Genomic DNA, 14,954 nt, shown 5'->3' with positions numbered 1-14,954 from the left:
CCGATGGCCAAACTCGTCTTTAAACCGATTCAAATCGCAGACATCAAAGATCAGGTAGAATTAGCAATTCCTGATAAATACAAAAAGTTTCACAGAGACGAGGACGCCGAAGAGTTCGAGGTAGACCAAGAAGGGAATATCATCGAACAATATCAGGGACCTTCGATCGAAGAGATTGAAGCCGAACTGAGTCGTTATCGGGAAGAAAACGAAGAACAGGTTCGTAAACTTCTCGAAGACGCGAGAAGAAAATCGGAAGAGATCGAAGAAGAAGGACGCAAACGCGCCTTTCAGATGATCCAGGATTCCAAAGAAAAAGTTAAATTAGAAGAAGATACCGGCAAGGCAAAAGCGGAACAGATTCTCGACCGCGCAAAGATGGAAGTCGAGAGAATGATCAAGGAAGCCGAGATGAAGGTCGCGGAGATTGAACACGAGGCCTATCTCAAAGGATATGACGCAGGACGAGAAGTCGGTTTCAAAAAAGGTCAGGGAGAAGTCAGAAGGCTTATCGACCGTTTGGGAACGATCGTCGGTAAGGCGATCGACATTCGAGAAGAGATCATCCAGGCCTCCGAAAAACAGATGGTCGAAATGATTTTGATCATCGCTCGTAAGGTCATCAAAGACGAAATTATAGAGAGAAAGGAAATCGTTCTCAACAATATTAGAGAAGCCTTAAAGAGAATCAAGGACAGAGACCGCGTGGACATCCGAGTCAACTTCGCAGACTTGGAACTCACGACGGCGCACAAGGACGAACTCATCAAACTTATGGAATCTCTTCGCAAGGTCAATATCTACGAAGATTCGCGGGTGGATCGAGGCGGAGTTATCATCGAGACCGACGTTGGAGCGATCGACGCGAGAATTTCCACTCAGCTCAAAGAAATCGAGGAAGCAATTCGAAATGCGGAGCCGATCTAAAAATAGGAAATTATTCGAGGGAAGTTTTGGAGCTTCCTCTCTTTCTCTTTTTTCTGAATCTGTTTTTAACCAAGACATTCTTCTCCCTTCTTATCGATCTCCCGGGTTCTCCGGGAGATCTTTTCTTTTTTTAGGAGTTCCCACAGCATGCCGAAAAGGTTGGAAGAAGTGGAGGTGTTCAGTGAAATTAAGGCTGTCTTTTACGGATTGTGTGAGTTCCTACTTTTGCGATTTAAAATCTACTTTGTGGAAAAGGAGATTTGTGAGCCTATTTCCAACTGGCAAAGAGAATGTGAAACCTCGTGGGAACTCCTACAAAAAGAGCGCTCGTTTTTTTGCTTTTACAAATTGCTCTTTTTGTGCTAAGGGAAATTCCACCGATTTTTCCCCGCCAACCCGCCTCCACCACCCAACGAGGGTGGGGCGCGCGACTTCCACAGAAAATCGTCGTATCTCCGACAAGAATCTCTCCCGAAAGAATCACGAATTCATCTCAGAGTCGTTTTCTTTCCTTAGAGACATAATTCTTTTATTTTCACATAGATACTTGACTTTCCGACAATTCCTAGATACCAAGAGATTAATTCCGGTCTTTCTATGATTGAAAAAAAATTTCACGAGAAAATCGACGTAATGTCCAAATACTTCCTGATCATGGATCGCACGGAGACGATCCGAAAATCGGGAAAGGTAATTCGTGTTTCAGGAAATGTTATTTATTCGGAGGGCCCTCCGGATTCTAAAATTGGCGAACTCATGGACGTTCAGAAAAGCGGAAAGGAAGGTTATCTCCAGTGCGAGATTGTCGGCTTTGAAGGGCACGTCTATACTCTCATGCCTCTCGGACCGGTGGAAGGTATTTATCCCGAAGCCTTTGTTTTTTCTTCCGGCCGTAAACTCTCCATTCCTGTAGGAAAAGAACTCCTAGGTCGGGTTCTCAACGGAGTGGGAAGACCGATCGATAAAAAAGGTCATATTATCACAAAGGAAGAACGTCCACCGGATGCAGAGGTTCCCAATCCTCTCGATAGACCGATCATTCGAGATATTCTTATGACCGGAGTTCGTGCAATCGACGGAATTCTTACCATAGGAAGAGGACAACGTGTCGGAATTTTTTCCGGTTCCGGCGTCGGTAAGTCCAGCCTTTTAGGAATGATAGCCCGTTACACGGACGCGGACGTTAACGTCATCGCGCTCGTCGGAGAGCGCGGACGAGAAGTAAACGAATTCATAGAATTGGATCTCGGGAAAGAAGGACTTCAGAAATCCGTCGTCCTCGCCGCAACGTCCGATTCTCCCAAGATGGAACAGGTCAACTGCGCCCTCCTCGCAACCGCAATCGCGGAATACTTTCGAGACCAAGGAAAACACGTAAACCTTATGATGGATTCTTTGACGAGATTCGCCCAAGCCAATCGGGAAATTTCAGCGTCAAATCACGAACCTCCCATCACAAGAGGTTTTAGTTCCTCCGTCTTTTCCAAACTTGCAAAATTAGTAGAACGTTCCGGAACTTCTAAATCCGGAGGAACGATTACGGGCTTTTACACAGTCCTCACCGAAGCCGACGAAATGGAAGACCCCGTTGCCGATGCGGTTCGGGGTTATATCGACGGACATATTATCCTCAGTCGAAAACTCGCCGAAAGAAATCATTATCCCGCCGTGGACGTCCCTGCTTCTCTCTCCCGGGTTATGGCAAGAATTGCACCGGAGGATCAAAACTTAAGAGCGGGAATGATTCGAGAACTCATCAGCGTTTATAACTCAGCTGAAGAATTGATTCGTCTAAACGCTTACGTCTCCGGTTCCGATCCAAGAGTCGATATGGCGATCCGAAAAAAGGACAAGATCGATCGTTATCTAAAACAAAGGATCCAGGAAAGAAGCACCTTTGCACAAGCCGTCAAAGGCCTCAAAGAAATCTTAGAAGAAGAACAAGAAGACGAGGAATTCTAATCCTTTGAAACGTTTTGCATTCAATTTAGAACCCGTCCTCAATCTTAGAAAGAAAAAGGAAGACGAAAAACTCAAAGCATTCTCCCTCGTCGCGGGTGAAATCAATCAGATTCGAAACGAGATTCTGGAGAATGAGAAACAGATCGATCTCCTCACGGGAGAATCTTATTCTCTTCGCGGAGCGTCTTTACGGGACTATCAATTGCACCAAGGTTATATTCGTTCTCTCATCACTCAAAATGAGAATTTAGAATCGGATATCGATAAAAAAAAGCCCGAGCTCGATTCCAAAAGAACAGAGTTGATTCTTGCTCAGAAGGATCGAAAGATCCTGGAAATTCTAAAAGACAATCAATACAAACAATATAGAAAGCTCTATTTCAAAAAAGAAAAGTTCGAGCTCGAAGAACATTACAATCAGCTAAAATCCATCCAATGGAGAGAAATCCATGAATCCACTCAATCTGAACCGCCTCCGAGAATCTTTACATTCGATACGGGAACAAACCCTGAAAGTGCAAACGACGACGCAGGGCTCTCAGAGCTTAAAAAGCTCTACGAACGATTCAAAAAATGAGTCGTTTTTTCAAAAAATTTTGAACGCGACATCGGGAAATTCTTCGGTTCCTCCGGATTCTATGCTTAGCCTTCAGAGAAAAATTACCGATTTTCAAGAAAAGGCCGAACAATTGGAAAATAAGATCAATAGGAACCGGATCGACCTAAAGGTTTAATATGGCATCGTTAAGCGACAAAGCAAGAGCAATCTATCTGGTTCTTCTTATCTTCTTCCTCTTGGGAATCGGTTTTTTTGTTTTTGATTACTTTCAAATCATCAACGCATCCGAAATTTTTCCTTTCCTCAGAAAGGAACCGGGTCTCGTAAATCAAGACAGCGAATCCCCTTCCGAACTTCAAAAATTGGAATTTACGAAAGCACAAGAACGTTTCGCGGAAGAATTGGACGAGTTGGAAAAAAGAAAAGCCGAACTCCTCACCGAAAAAGCAAGACTCGAAGCCGAGATGGAAAAACTCGAAGAGATGAGAAAAGGCCTTATCACAAAAGAGAAGGACATGAAATCCACCGAAGCGGAAAAGAACAGTCGTCAGAAGCTGGTCAAAGTTCTCGCGGATAAGGTTGGGAACATGCCTCCCGATTCGGCGGTCGGAATGCTTTTAAACTGGCCGGACGGAGACATCATCGACGTCTTTATTCAGATGGATAAGGATGCGGAAGACGACGGAAGGCCCACGATCACGACTTATCTTTTGACTCTTTTTCCGGCGGACAGAAGAGCTATGATCACTAACAAATGGCTGAGTAGATCGGGCGGAATCAAAACACCCGGAATTCCCGACGACGCGGTCGAAACAAATCCATAAACGGAGTAAACGATGAGACAATATCATAAAGTTCTAATTCTTCTTTGTATTTTTTTTCTTTTGGCAACACTTCCGGTTTTAGGAAAGAAAAAAAACTCGCCTCCTCCGAAAGTTAGCGGATACGAATTAGTCTCCAATCCATCCGCAGCCTTCGGAAAGACGATCCAAATCGCGGGAACCGTTTCCGAAATTTTATACAAAGGAAACTCGATTCGTTTTGTGGTTTATTTCTCCGGAAAACCGGTCGCGTTAGATTCGGATTCTCCGTCCTTGATTTCCAACGTCCAGGTGGGAAGTTCCGTTTCGGTTTGCGGATTTTATCTCAAGGACCGCGAACTCAAAGCGAACGGGGTCGCGACTTCGATGCCCTTTATTTTAGTCGATTCACCCGATTGCAGATAACGTAGAAAGACCGATTCGAAATAAAAAAACGACTTAGGTTTTCGACTCAAAACAGAATTTGGAAAAATAAGAATTCGACTTCCTCGATTTTCAGGATCGAATCAAGGTCGGATTTACAATCACAGATGGAAGTTGTCTAAGATTTTCTCTTCTTCCTTAAAAAACTGATCCCGATGTTTTTCGATTTCGTGAAGTTTACTTTCTAAAATTGAAAATTTCAGTTCTTTACCTTTGGCGAAGATAAAAACTTCGTATTTTACCTCTACAAATCGATGTTCTCCAGTGGAGCAAGTCGCAATGTGTCGATAAGGGATTCCAATCTGGTAAGACTTTCTCGCCTCCCTAAATTCCTTTGTAAGACTTTCCAGATAAGGATATGGATCCGTGACAGAATTTTTTTCAGCTAACTTTTTCGATTCCAGGAATAGGTTCGGAATTTCTTTTAAACGTTTTAGAAATTCTTTAGAGTCTTTCATCTTCATGTTTTTTTCACCTAAAGAAATGGAAGTTACGAAAAAAAGGGAGCTTGCTATCAGAAAGGAATTTCTTAGAAACATAAAACCGATTGAAGAGGAAACGTCCTTCCGTAAAAACCTCCCGGTCGGAACTACGACTTTGCCGAAAAATCACGCGCGCCCACCCTGATTTTGCATAACCTTACCCACAAGTTAAAAAAGCGATTTCGAATCAGGGCGATCCAATCAAAATTTTTGTAGGAGTTCCTACATTCGAGACTTTTTACTTGCAAAATATTGATTTTATGATAGAGCAAAGTCACCCGGAGCCTCCCACCACCCGCCCCGCCACCCAAAAACAGGGCGGGGATTTCGTTTCACGGAGGATTGTCGTAGTTCCGACAGATTCTTTTAAAGATTCAGTCCACTTTGTGGGTAAGGTTATGCTGATTTTGGGTGGAGGGGAGAGGTGGCGGGAAAAATCCACAAAGCCACCCATATCAGAAAATTAAAATTCTTCAAGAAAAAATTCTGCAACACTTCCCGTCGGAACTCCGACAAAATTTCACAAAAAAAACTTTCCAAAAAGCTTACTTCGAATTCGTAAGAACGATTTCCTCCAATTCTTTGAAAGCAGCTTCCAAATCGTCGTTTACGATCTTAAAATTAAATTCGTCTTGGCGTGCCAGTTCAGCTTTTCCGTTTTTGATTCTTTTCAAAATATTTTCTTCCGAGTCGGTCCCACGCCCGCGCAAACGTTTTTCCCATTCTTCTTCGTTAGGCGGAAGAATAAAAATCGTTACGATTCTTTCAGGCATTTTCTCTTGGATGATCTTCGCTCCTTGGACGTCGATGTCCATGATCACGGACGCTCCTTTTTGAAAAGCGTCTTCTATAAACTTAATGGGAGTTCCGTAATATTGATCGTGAACGATCGCGTATTCTAAGAATGCGGATTCTGCGATGCCTTTTTCAAATTCTTCTCTGGAAAGAAAGTGATAGGTCACACCATCCTTGTCTCCGGGGCGTGGTGCGCGAGTCGTGCAGGAAATGGAGAACAAAATCTCCGGGTGTTTCTGTCGCAGTTTTTGAATCAGGGTCGACTTCCCTCCTCCGGCAACGGAAGAGAGAACAAAAAGTTTGGGAGAATTCAGTCTAGTTCTTCCTCTTCGGATGCGATCGAATTATCGCGGGACTCGATTCTTCTCGTGAGAGATTCCACTCTCAGATTGGAAAGAATCAGATGATTGCTGTCGGTCACGATGATCGAACGGGTCTTTTTACCTTGAGTCGCATCGATCAAACTGTTGTTTGTTTTTGCTTCATTCCGAATTCTTTTCGCAGACGCTGAATCCGAATGAATGATGCTTACGATCTTAGAAACCAGAACGATATTCCCGAATCCTACGTTCAATACGCTAAACTGGGACATCAGAACCTCCTATTTCTGTCTAACCTGAATCTTTCTATGATATCCACTTCTCCGAGCGCCAAATCCAGGACTTCGGAAATTTCTTCATGAGAATATTTTCTTTTTAAAAGGAAAACAACTTTCTCGATTTTTGTGGAGTCTTCTCCGATTTCCAACAACGCCGCTTCCGCCGAAATTTTAGCGGAATCCGGTTTCGGAGGTTTGTAACCGGTCACATTCTCCTGGAGAATTCTTCCAAAATCGGATTCCTTCGATTTGAGATTGTCCTTAAAGACCGGTGTTCCGCCTAACGCGTTTGAATTTTCCGCGACCGGTGCAAAAGGATCTTCGTTCAAAGAGATGTCGAGGGTAGTATTTCTGGTCCCGGGGAAGAAATCATTTCTATCGGATTCTTCTTCCGAAACCGCTTTGATTTCTTGAATTCCAAAAAACTTTCTTACCCCCTTTCCGATCGTTTCCAAAACTAAATTGGAAGTAGAACCGGGAATTACCGCTTCGTTCCCTTTCGAAACCGGAATTTCTTTTTTGGGAATTTGCACTTTTACCGCTGGCTTTTGAGAATAAGGATTGGTCCGTGCAACAGTCTCTTTTTGTGATTTCGGAATTTCGAATTCGACTTCTTCCTTGATCAGATCTAAATTCTCCTTATAGATATTTCCGATCCCTTGTTGAACGGAACCGGAAACGCGAGGATTCGGATTTTTTTCAAAAACCTTCGGCGCTTCTTGAAACTGAGAATCTAAGTAGGAAGGGGAAGAATCGTTTTTCAAAACGGAAGTTTCCTTTTGAATCGGATCGAGGATTCCCGGGGCCGTGGCTTGTTCGATCCTCTTGACCAGTTCTTCAGCTTTCAGAGTCATTTCTTTAAAGGTTAAAATTCGGGAACCGATCAGATCCACTTGTCTCATCGATTCTGTTTCCAACTCGTCCACAAAATCCCGAATTTCTTCGTTGATCTTTTTTAGCATGTGAGTCCGGATTCTCTCCGTAACCTTGGATGTAATCGTATAGTACAATACCACCGAAATGACGGCGTTGATCGCTAAAACTGCAAAAAGCTCCATATCTTTTCCCCCGGAACCGTCTCCAACAACATTCCCACGGAAATAAGATTAAGCGAAGAATTCGATTCTTCCTCGATTGGATGGTGCGTTAGTCGCCTTTGCGCCGCCCGCAGAATACGTGACCAATTCAGACTGACCTTCCGACGCGGGTTTGTATGTTTTGAGTTTGTCCCGGATCTGATCGATTTTCTGATTGCGAGCGGAAACCATTCTTTCCCTGGATTCGGGAGAAAGGGAGAATACGTCGGTGTACAATTCGACCGCGTATTTTCTGGTATCGTTGTACTCTTTTACCACCCGAGCCGTTTCGGAGATCGTATGGGGCATGGTGAAAGGGTTTTCCACCTGTTGTCTCCGAATCATGTCCGGAGCCTGTCCATAGCCTAAAAGAGTATCACTGAGGCGCATCCTATGGTTTAATTACCACGGTTTCGTTTTTTTCTCCAGTCTTTTTTATTATCCGGATCTGGATCCTCGTAAGGAACCTGGCGAATCATTCCGTTTTCTTCCACAAAGGTCTTGTTCTTAATCTCGTTCCGGGTTTTAAAATCGGAGTTTCGAATCTTCATCGTTACGCCGCCGTAGAGGACCTTTTCGATGCTGATCTTACCGTGAGAGGACTTTTCCTCCATATAACTTTTGAGATTGTTGATTTCGGTCTCGAACTCCTTAATTCTGGAATCGAGTTTCTCGACCGCTTTCTGCATCTTCACCAATTGGTTCTGATGATCCTCGGTAAAGGAAGCGGGATCCGATTCTTTTCTCGCCTGGAGGGTCTTGAGACTTTTAAAAACCTGTTCGTGTTTGGACTGACTCTCGTGCATCTTTGCTTCGTAGTCTGCGATCTGTTTGAGGACTTTTGGATCGATCCCAACCACGAGTTCGGTCGCGGGGTTTGCGGAGGAACCGATACTTCTGGCGCCGATCAACTCGGATGCACGCACCGTTCCGCCCACAATTTGTCCGCGTTTTCCGTTGCAGAGAATCTTTCCACCCGCACTTACGAAAGAATGAAGAATTCCTTCCTGAACGAGAACGTCTTTCTCCGTAATTACGGTCGCGCTCTGGATAAACTTTGCGATTACGTTTCCGCCCGTCGACTCGATATGAGCCTCTTCTCTTCCGGAGATTCCTTGGCGTATGATGATATCGCCGTCCGCCTCGACTCTGGCCTTCTGAACGGTTCCGTAGATTTCGATATTGCCCGCGGCTTTTACGGAATAATTATCTTCCACGTTACCCGTAATCACGATCGAACCTAAGAATGTGACGTTACCCGTTTTGATACCGACGTCCCCGTTAACTCGGTAGACGGTTTCCACGGACAATCTTCCGGTTGCGTAGACTACCTGGCCGTTGACTTCGGCGGTGAGTTTACTTCTGTCTTCCGAAAGAATCGTCCCTTTTCCTTGTTTGAGATCCGTATCCACTCCGTCTTTTGCGGGAAGAAGTTCGTTAAAAAGAGTTCGTCCGTATTTTCCTTTTTCTGCGGGAATTTTTTCCGCGAGAAGCTGACCAACTACCACGTTTTCGATGAGATCGAGATCTTTGAAGTCGACCCTTCCCGATTCGTCCTCTCGGAAAGAAACGTTTTTGGATGTTCGAACGTGATAGATGATTTGAGCGTTTTTTCCGTTGATCGGATAATCGCCTTCCGCGGCAAGAAAGGGCTGATTAAAATATTCTTCTTCGAGTCTTTTTTGAATCTCTTCCTCTTTGAATCCGTATTTGACTCCCGCGTTTTTGAGATGATTGACTACGTCTTTCATGTCCAGATCTCTTCCTCCCGGTCTTGGGGGAAGAATGGTGACCTTGGCTTTCATCTTATCGGGAGTGATATCCAAGATCATCTTGGCTTCCATTCCCTGTCTCGGTTTTTGTTCCGAGATCATCTCCGCTTCTCCTTTCGCATCCTTTACAAGCCTGCGAATGAGTTTTTCGTCTTCTATGGAAACACCTTTTAGAGAAAGTTTTTTTGTCACTTCCTCCATCTCCACACGACGACCTTCGCCTAACGGTGGGAAAACGGTAAGATAAACTCCGTTTCTGAAAATTTGAACAAGAGATCTTCCGTCCTTGTCCTTAGGTTGAATGAATTCTTTGAGATCCTTGGAAACTAACTTTCCGGAACCTCCGGTCAATTTTTTGTCGAGTTCGGTGAGTTCGTCTAAGAAATTATCTTCCGGAAGAATCGAAACCCGGATATGCCAGGGTTCGTGACCGAAGAGTTTTTTCTTTCCCCGTTTGAGAACCACGTAATCGAGTTCGTGGATTTGTTTTTTAAGATGTTTTGCGGCGAGTTTGAGGGAATTTTCAAGAGTATCCCCGTAGACCTCCACCTGCTCTTTCTGGATTCGATCCAGTTCCCGGCTTTGGTCTTCTAAGAATGGAATCAGGGAACCCATATAGATTTTTGTCCTGGTAAATAAATTCTTTATTTACGGGTGATTACGGATTTCACTTTGCCGAGTTTGCTTCTCAGACGAGAAACCGCTCTTGTGTGAAGTTGGGAAATTCTAGATTCGGTTACTTCCAAAACTTCTCCAATCTCTTTCAAAGTGAGATCTTCATAATAGTATAATACGATGACTTTCTTTTCCTTTTCCGGGAGGGTTTTGATAGCTTCTACGATTACGTTTTTGATCTCTTCTTTTTCTATGATCGTATCCGGATTCATGTTCATCGGAGATTCGAGAGTTTCCATAAAAGAAACTTCGTCGTTTTCGTCGCCGAGAAACCAGATATCGTTTAAGGAGACGAGAGAGGTGCCGCTGATCTTGGTGAGAAGAGTATTGTATTCTTCCATCGAAATCCCCAACTCTTTCGCGATGGCCTCGTCGTCCACCTGTTGGCCTTCTTTATTCTCCAACATTCCGATAATCTGTTCGAGTTGTTTTGCTTTTTGACGGATGGATCTTGGAATCCAATCGATCGATCGAAGTTCGTCGAAGATACTTCCTCGAATCCGAGTCATCGCATAGGTTTTGAATTTGATGAGTCTGTCCGGATCGAATTTTTCGATCGCATCGAGAAGTCCGAAAACTCCGTAAGATACAAGATCGTCAAACTCGACGTTCTGCGGCATCCCGATTGCGATTCTACCCGCAACGTGTTTGACTAAGGGAGAATATTTCTCTACGAGGTAAGCTCGGATGTCCTGATCTTTGGTATCCCGATAGGATTTCCATAGTTCCGTCTCATCCTGCTGGTTATATTTATCATACTTTTTGGACATAAGCTCGGATCTGGAAAAACCTTGACCTTCATTCTAAAGTGTCGAGCTTCTCAGAAAATTGCAATAGCATTTTTTGAGGCAAAAACAGGGAAATCAAGCAGTTTTTTGTCTCATTGCAGTTCTTGACCGCTTTGAACGGTATTTAGGAAAGAAATTGTTACTTTTCTCCCATGTCGTCTTTTGCAAGCATCGTACGGATCGCTTCGGCCATCAGTTTTGGTTCGTTTTTGATCGCTATATTTTCGACCATGATATGATCTCCAAAGTTACCGTTTTTCTGGCGTTTCGGAGTGGAAGAAGCAAAGACTTCGGATGAGGAAGGACCGTCTGCGGAAGCGGTTGCAAACTCGGAATCTCCGGCTTGGCTTGTATAATCCCGAAACCCGGCGGCTCCAGAACCTTCGTCACCGGAAGAAGCCGATGAAAACTCTCCGGTAAGATTGGAAAGAAAATCCAAGAACTCGGGGACTTTCATTTCTAAGATCGCATGTACTCCAAAACCGAAAATTGCAAAAGCGAAGGTGGAAAGAATGGAGACTAAAACGATATGACCGACTTGGTTCCCTGCGAGAAATCCGCAGATCGGACTGACGATGAGCGCAATGACTGCGAAAACTGCGATAAATAAAACCTGGAGGTTCAAGGACTATTCTTCGTCGTCTTTGAGTTCTTTTTCTCGGACGTCCATAAAGTTGAAGAATTTTTTGAAAAATCCGCTGATGCCGGCGTCTTCCAGAGGTTCCATCTCCTGATTCAAAAGGGAATACGTTATACGATTCAGACAAGCCGCCGCCTTACTTTTCGGAGAATTGATGATATACGGTTTTTGTTCCCGAATACTCTTCTCCACTTCCTCGTCTTGAAAGATAAATCCGAGATTTTCCACCTTGACTTCGAGAAATTGTCCGCTGATATCGATCACTCGATCGGCGACTTTTTTTCCTTCGATCGCGCTTCTTACTCGGTTTACAACCATCTTTAGATTCTTATCCCGACTCTGGGATACGATCGCTTTGATCAGTCCGTAAGAATCCGTAATCGCAGTCGGCTCCGGGGTCGTGACGACGATCACGTCGTCCGCAGGAAGTGTAAGACCGATCACGTTCGAACTGATCCCGGCTCCGGTATCGATGATCATGATATCATAATTGTCTAATTCGGAAAAACCTTTGATCAGGGTGTTTCTCTGTGTATCGTTTAGGTTCGCGAGTTGGGAATAACCCGAAGCCCCCGCGATGATATCCACTCCTTCCGGAGTCTGGATTACGATGTCCTTGAGGCTCTTATGGCCCTTGACTACGTGATAGAGATTGTATTTGGGAATGATCCCGAGAATTACGTTTACATTTGCAAGACCCAAGTCCCCGTCGAATACGAGAACCTTTTGTCCGGCTCGCGCCATAGAGATAGCGAGGTTGACGGAGATGGTACTCTTACCAACCCCTCCTTTCCCGGACGCGATCGCGATGATCTTAGTCGTGGGCTTTCTGGATGACAGAACTTTTAGACTCGTGTTCCCCTCGGTGAGTTTCCGTAAATGAGTCGCCTGGTCCATTCTTTACCTCTTTCCAGCCTGATCGGATCAGCCACCGGCAACGGTGAAGACTTCTCCTCTCAGCTCAGCAATTTTCTCCGGAATTACAACACATTCAGCCAAGAGCTTTTTATCGGAAGGAAGAATATCAAAAGGAACTTCCTGACCAACGCTGAAGTATGTGAAACTCTTAGAGTATGTATCGGCCAGTTCGAGAAAACCACCTAAAAAATCTGCTTCGTCCAATTTGGTGAGAAGAATTCTTCGATAGTTCAAAGACTCATAGGCTTTCAATACCGCACTTGTATGATGATAGGAAGAAGTCGCGGAAAGGACAAGAAGATTTTCCACGGAGTCCTTTTCTCCAAAACACGAAAGAAAAGAATTCATTCTTTCAAGTTGTTCCAAGTTGCGATGACTATAACCCGCTGTGTCGATGAGGATCAGTTCGGATCCGTCGCGGGCGAGAGTTTCCTTAAACTTTTTTATGTCTTTTACGGGATAGAACGGCATTCCCATCGTGTCTGCGTAACGTTTGAGTTGTTCGATCGCCGCGATTCTATAGTTGTCCGTCGTATAAAGCGAAACGGATTTTCCCATATGAAGGAAATATTTTGCCGCAAGTTTGGCAACACTTGTGGTTTTTCCGGAACCCGTCGGTCCCACTAAAAAGACTACCTTTCTCTGATTCTTTCCCGTACCTCGAAAAAGATCGGAATCCACACTCACCCTTTCTTTCAAAACCTCGATCGCTCTTTCGCTAACCGTGTGATTACGACCTTGATCGATCGGAGAAAGTCTTTCTTCGATTTTGGAAAGAATCTCGTCCACATAAACTTGGCTCATACCTTCGCGAACCCATCGTTCTCCAAGCCTTGTGAGCGGAGAATCCTTCCTCCCGCGAACGGGGGACGTTTCTTTGGAAGTTCGAGAAGTGCGATCCAAGAGTTCTTTTTCAAAGGAGATTCCCACTCTTTCGGGTTCGGTCGTGATCTCCTCGAGTTCCCAGTTGTCTTCCGAAGCCAGAGTCGCGGTTTCCTTTTCTTCGAGAGTCCGAGAAAGAGGTTTTAAGGTCTGAAGAGTTCTCTTTCTTTCCGGAGCCGCGTAAGACTTTTGTTTGAGAAGATCCTTTAAGTCCTGAAGTTTTCGTTCGATCTTTTCACGAGAAGCCTGTTTTTCGGGTATCCCGATCTGAATCTCGATGACTTTTTTTGCGAGAAGTCCCGTTCCCATCACTCCACCTTCCGTAACTACGGTCTGGGAGATCACGGTCGCTTCGGGACCGTATTTCATTTTCATTTCCATCAAACAGTCTTGATAACTTTTACCGCGAATTTTAGCAAACTCCATGTTTGGCTCCTTGATCTTTCAGCTTTAGAAAAATCGAATATTCTAATGATTTCATGCTTCTTCTCCCACTCCCGCCGCCGCGGCTTGAGCCTGGGGAAGTTTTAGTTCCGCTTCGATCACGGAATCCACGGAAGAATGAATTTCCTCATAGGCAAGAACTCCGAAATTGCGGGGAGGAAATTCCTTTGCGAGAAGGTAAGAAAAGGGAAGTCTTACTTCCCTGTTGACCACAAAGATCGGAAACTTTCCTTCGGTTCTAAAGTTTCGATAGAGTTCAGCGACTCCGTCGACGAGTCTTCTGTAAAAATCGGGAGGAAGAGAAAGGACATCTCTGTTTTCGATCCGGTCCTGAGTGATCGACTTGTTCAGACGATCCAAAATTCTACTCTCTAATGTGATCACTCGGAGTTTACCGTCCATCGAAAGATAGTCGCGAACCACAGTCCTAGAGACAGACTGACGGACGAGTTCCGTGAGAATATAGGGATTCTGATACTTGGAAAGATTGTTCGCGATCGATTCTAAGATCGGAACAAGATTTCGAATCCCCAATCCTTCTCTGAGAAGATTCTGCAAGACCTGCTGAATGATTCCCAAGTTACCCGGTTTGTCCGCGTCCAGCTCGTTGACAAGAGTCGGATAGGTGGCCTTGTAATGATCCAGAAGTTTTTTGACTTCCTCTCGACCGAGCAACGTGGATGCGTGTGTAGCAAGAAGTTCTTTGAGATGAGTGACTACCACCGTCGAAGCGTCGACGACCGTATAACCCTTTGCTTCCGCTTCGGACTTGTCTTCGGAAGAAATCCACTTCGCTTTTTGCCCGAAGGATGGTTCCAAGAAATCTTCTCCTTGGATCGCTTCCGCATTTCCCGGACTCGTATTGAGAGCCATGAGTTTGTCCGGTTTTACGGTCGAGGCTCCGACCTCGGTTCCGTTGATCTTGATCGAGTATGTATCCGGATTAAGATCAAGATTGTCTAATATTCTTACCGGAGGAATGACGACCCCGTTGTCCTGTGCGAATTTTTTACGAAGGTTGCTGATCTGATCCAGAAGCGCTCCCCCTTGAGAAGCGTCGACGAGCGGTATGAGGTGATAACCGACTTCGATTTCGATCGGATCGGTCCTGAGTTCTTCGTAAAAGTCTTTCGGCTTGCGATCTTGACCGGATTCTTTTTCTTTTTTCTCGATCGACTCAAGCTGTTCTTTG

At 44.7% G+C, this 14,954-nt stretch carries 16 protein-coding genes; 5 read left to right on the top strand and 11 right to left on the bottom strand.

Annotated elements, in window-relative coordinates; genetic code table 11:
* The first annotated feature begins 3 nt into the window (after positions 1–3).
* From fliH to JWG44_RS18320, 5 genes are all read left to right on the top strand, one after another.
* Complete coding sequence (fliH, locus tag JWG44_RS18340) at positions 4–927, top strand: flagellar assembly protein FliH (RefSeq protein ID WP_002626492.1); 924 nt, start codon at positions 4–6, stop codon at positions 925–927.
* A 597-nt stretch (positions 928–1,524) separates the two neighbouring features.
* Positions 1,525–2,889 (top strand): flagellar protein export ATPase FliI, encoded by a 1,365-nt coding sequence (gene fliI / locus JWG44_RS18335; protein ID WP_205276455.1) that lies wholly within the window; start codon positions 1,525–1,527, stop codon positions 2,887–2,889.
* A 4-nt stretch (positions 2,890–2,893) separates the two neighbouring features.
* Positions 2,894–3,466 (top strand): flagellar export protein FliJ, encoded by a 573-nt coding sequence (fliJ, locus tag JWG44_RS18330; RefSeq protein WP_205276454.1) that lies wholly within the window; start codon positions 2,894–2,896, stop codon positions 3,464–3,466.
* Positions 3,467–3,624: 158 nt separating this feature from the next.
* The gene (locus tag JWG44_RS18325) at positions 3,625–4,272 is read left to right on the top strand and encodes a periplasmic-type flagellar collar protein FlbB (RefSeq protein ID WP_205276453.1); all 648 of its coding nucleotides are present in this window, start codon (positions 3,625–3,627) and stop codon (positions 4,270–4,272) included.
* 12 nt (positions 4,273–4,284) lie between these two features.
* The gene (locus JWG44_RS18320; RefSeq protein WP_205276452.1) at positions 4,285–4,674 is read left to right on the top strand and encodes a TOBE domain-containing protein; all 390 of its coding nucleotides are present in this window, start codon (positions 4,285–4,287) and stop codon (positions 4,672–4,674) included.
* 119 nt (positions 4,675–4,793) lie between these two features.
* Here the strand turns inward: JWG44_RS18320 and JWG44_RS18315 are convergent, their stop codons facing one another.
* The 11 genes from JWG44_RS18315 to JWG44_RS18265 all read right to left on the bottom strand — a co-directional run.
* A complete protein-coding gene (locus JWG44_RS18315; protein ID WP_205276451.1) occupies positions 4,794–5,156 on the bottom strand; it encodes a hypothetical protein in 363 nt (120 codons plus the stop codon).
* A gap of 563 nt (positions 5,157–5,719) precedes the next feature.
* Positions 5,720–6,283: a guanylate kinase gene (locus JWG44_RS18310; protein ID WP_205276478.1), complete on the bottom strand. Its 564-nt coding sequence runs from the start codon at positions 6,281–6,283 to the stop codon at positions 5,720–5,722.
* Positions 6,280–6,561 (bottom strand): DUF370 domain-containing protein, encoded by a 282-nt coding sequence (locus tag JWG44_RS18305; protein WP_069607657.1) that lies wholly within the window; start codon positions 6,559–6,561, stop codon positions 6,280–6,282. The genes JWG44_RS18310 and JWG44_RS18305 overlap by 4 nt, the downstream gene beginning before the upstream one ends.
* Positions 6,561–7,625 (bottom strand): hypothetical protein, encoded by a 1,065-nt coding sequence (locus tag JWG44_RS18300; protein WP_205276450.1) that lies wholly within the window; start codon positions 7,623–7,625, stop codon positions 6,561–6,563. Before JWG44_RS18300 ends, JWG44_RS18305 begins: the two co-directional genes overlap by 1 nt.
* Before the next feature lie 48 nt (positions 7,626–7,673).
* Complete coding sequence (locus tag JWG44_RS18295; RefSeq protein WP_205276449.1) at positions 7,674–8,033, bottom strand: hypothetical protein; 360 nt, start codon at positions 8,031–8,033, stop codon at positions 7,674–7,676.
* Between the two features lie 8 nt (positions 8,034–8,041).
* Positions 8,042–10,030: a FapA family protein gene (locus JWG44_RS18290; protein ID WP_205276448.1), complete on the bottom strand. Its 1,989-nt coding sequence runs from the start codon at positions 10,028–10,030 to the stop codon at positions 8,042–8,044.
* Positions 10,031–10,059: 29 nt separating this feature from the next.
* Positions 10,060–10,860, bottom strand: coding sequence for an RNA polymerase sigma factor WhiG (gene whiG, locus JWG44_RS18285; protein ID WP_118968872.1), 801 nt, complete (start codon positions 10,858–10,860; stop codon positions 10,060–10,062).
* Positions 10,861–11,017: 157 nt separating this feature from the next.
* Positions 11,018–11,503, bottom strand: a complete 486-nt coding sequence (locus tag JWG44_RS18280; protein WP_205276447.1) for a hypothetical protein — start codon at positions 11,501–11,503, stop codon at positions 11,018–11,020.
* A gap of 3 nt (positions 11,504–11,506) precedes the next feature.
* Complete coding sequence (locus JWG44_RS18275; RefSeq protein WP_118968875.1) at positions 11,507–12,415, bottom strand: MinD/ParA family protein; 909 nt, start codon at positions 12,413–12,415, stop codon at positions 11,507–11,509.
* 27 nt (positions 12,416–12,442) lie between these two features.
* The gene (gene flhF, locus JWG44_RS18270; RefSeq protein ID WP_205276446.1) at positions 12,443–13,744 is read right to left on the bottom strand and encodes a flagellar biosynthesis protein FlhF; all 1,302 of its coding nucleotides are present in this window, start codon (positions 13,742–13,744) and stop codon (positions 12,443–12,445) included.
* A 51-nt stretch (positions 13,745–13,795) separates the two neighbouring features.
* Positions 13,796–14,954, bottom strand: a 1,159-nt coding sequence (locus tag JWG44_RS18265; RefSeq protein WP_205276445.1) for a flagellar biosynthesis protein FlhA, incomplete at its 5' end; no start/stop codon positions are given.

The organism is Leptospira ainazelensis, assembly GCF_016918785.1.
Classification (GTDB): Bacteria; Spirochaetota; Leptospiria; order Leptospirales; family Leptospiraceae; genus Leptospira; species Leptospira ainazelensis.
This window is presented reverse-complemented; position numbering and strand designations above follow the sequence as displayed.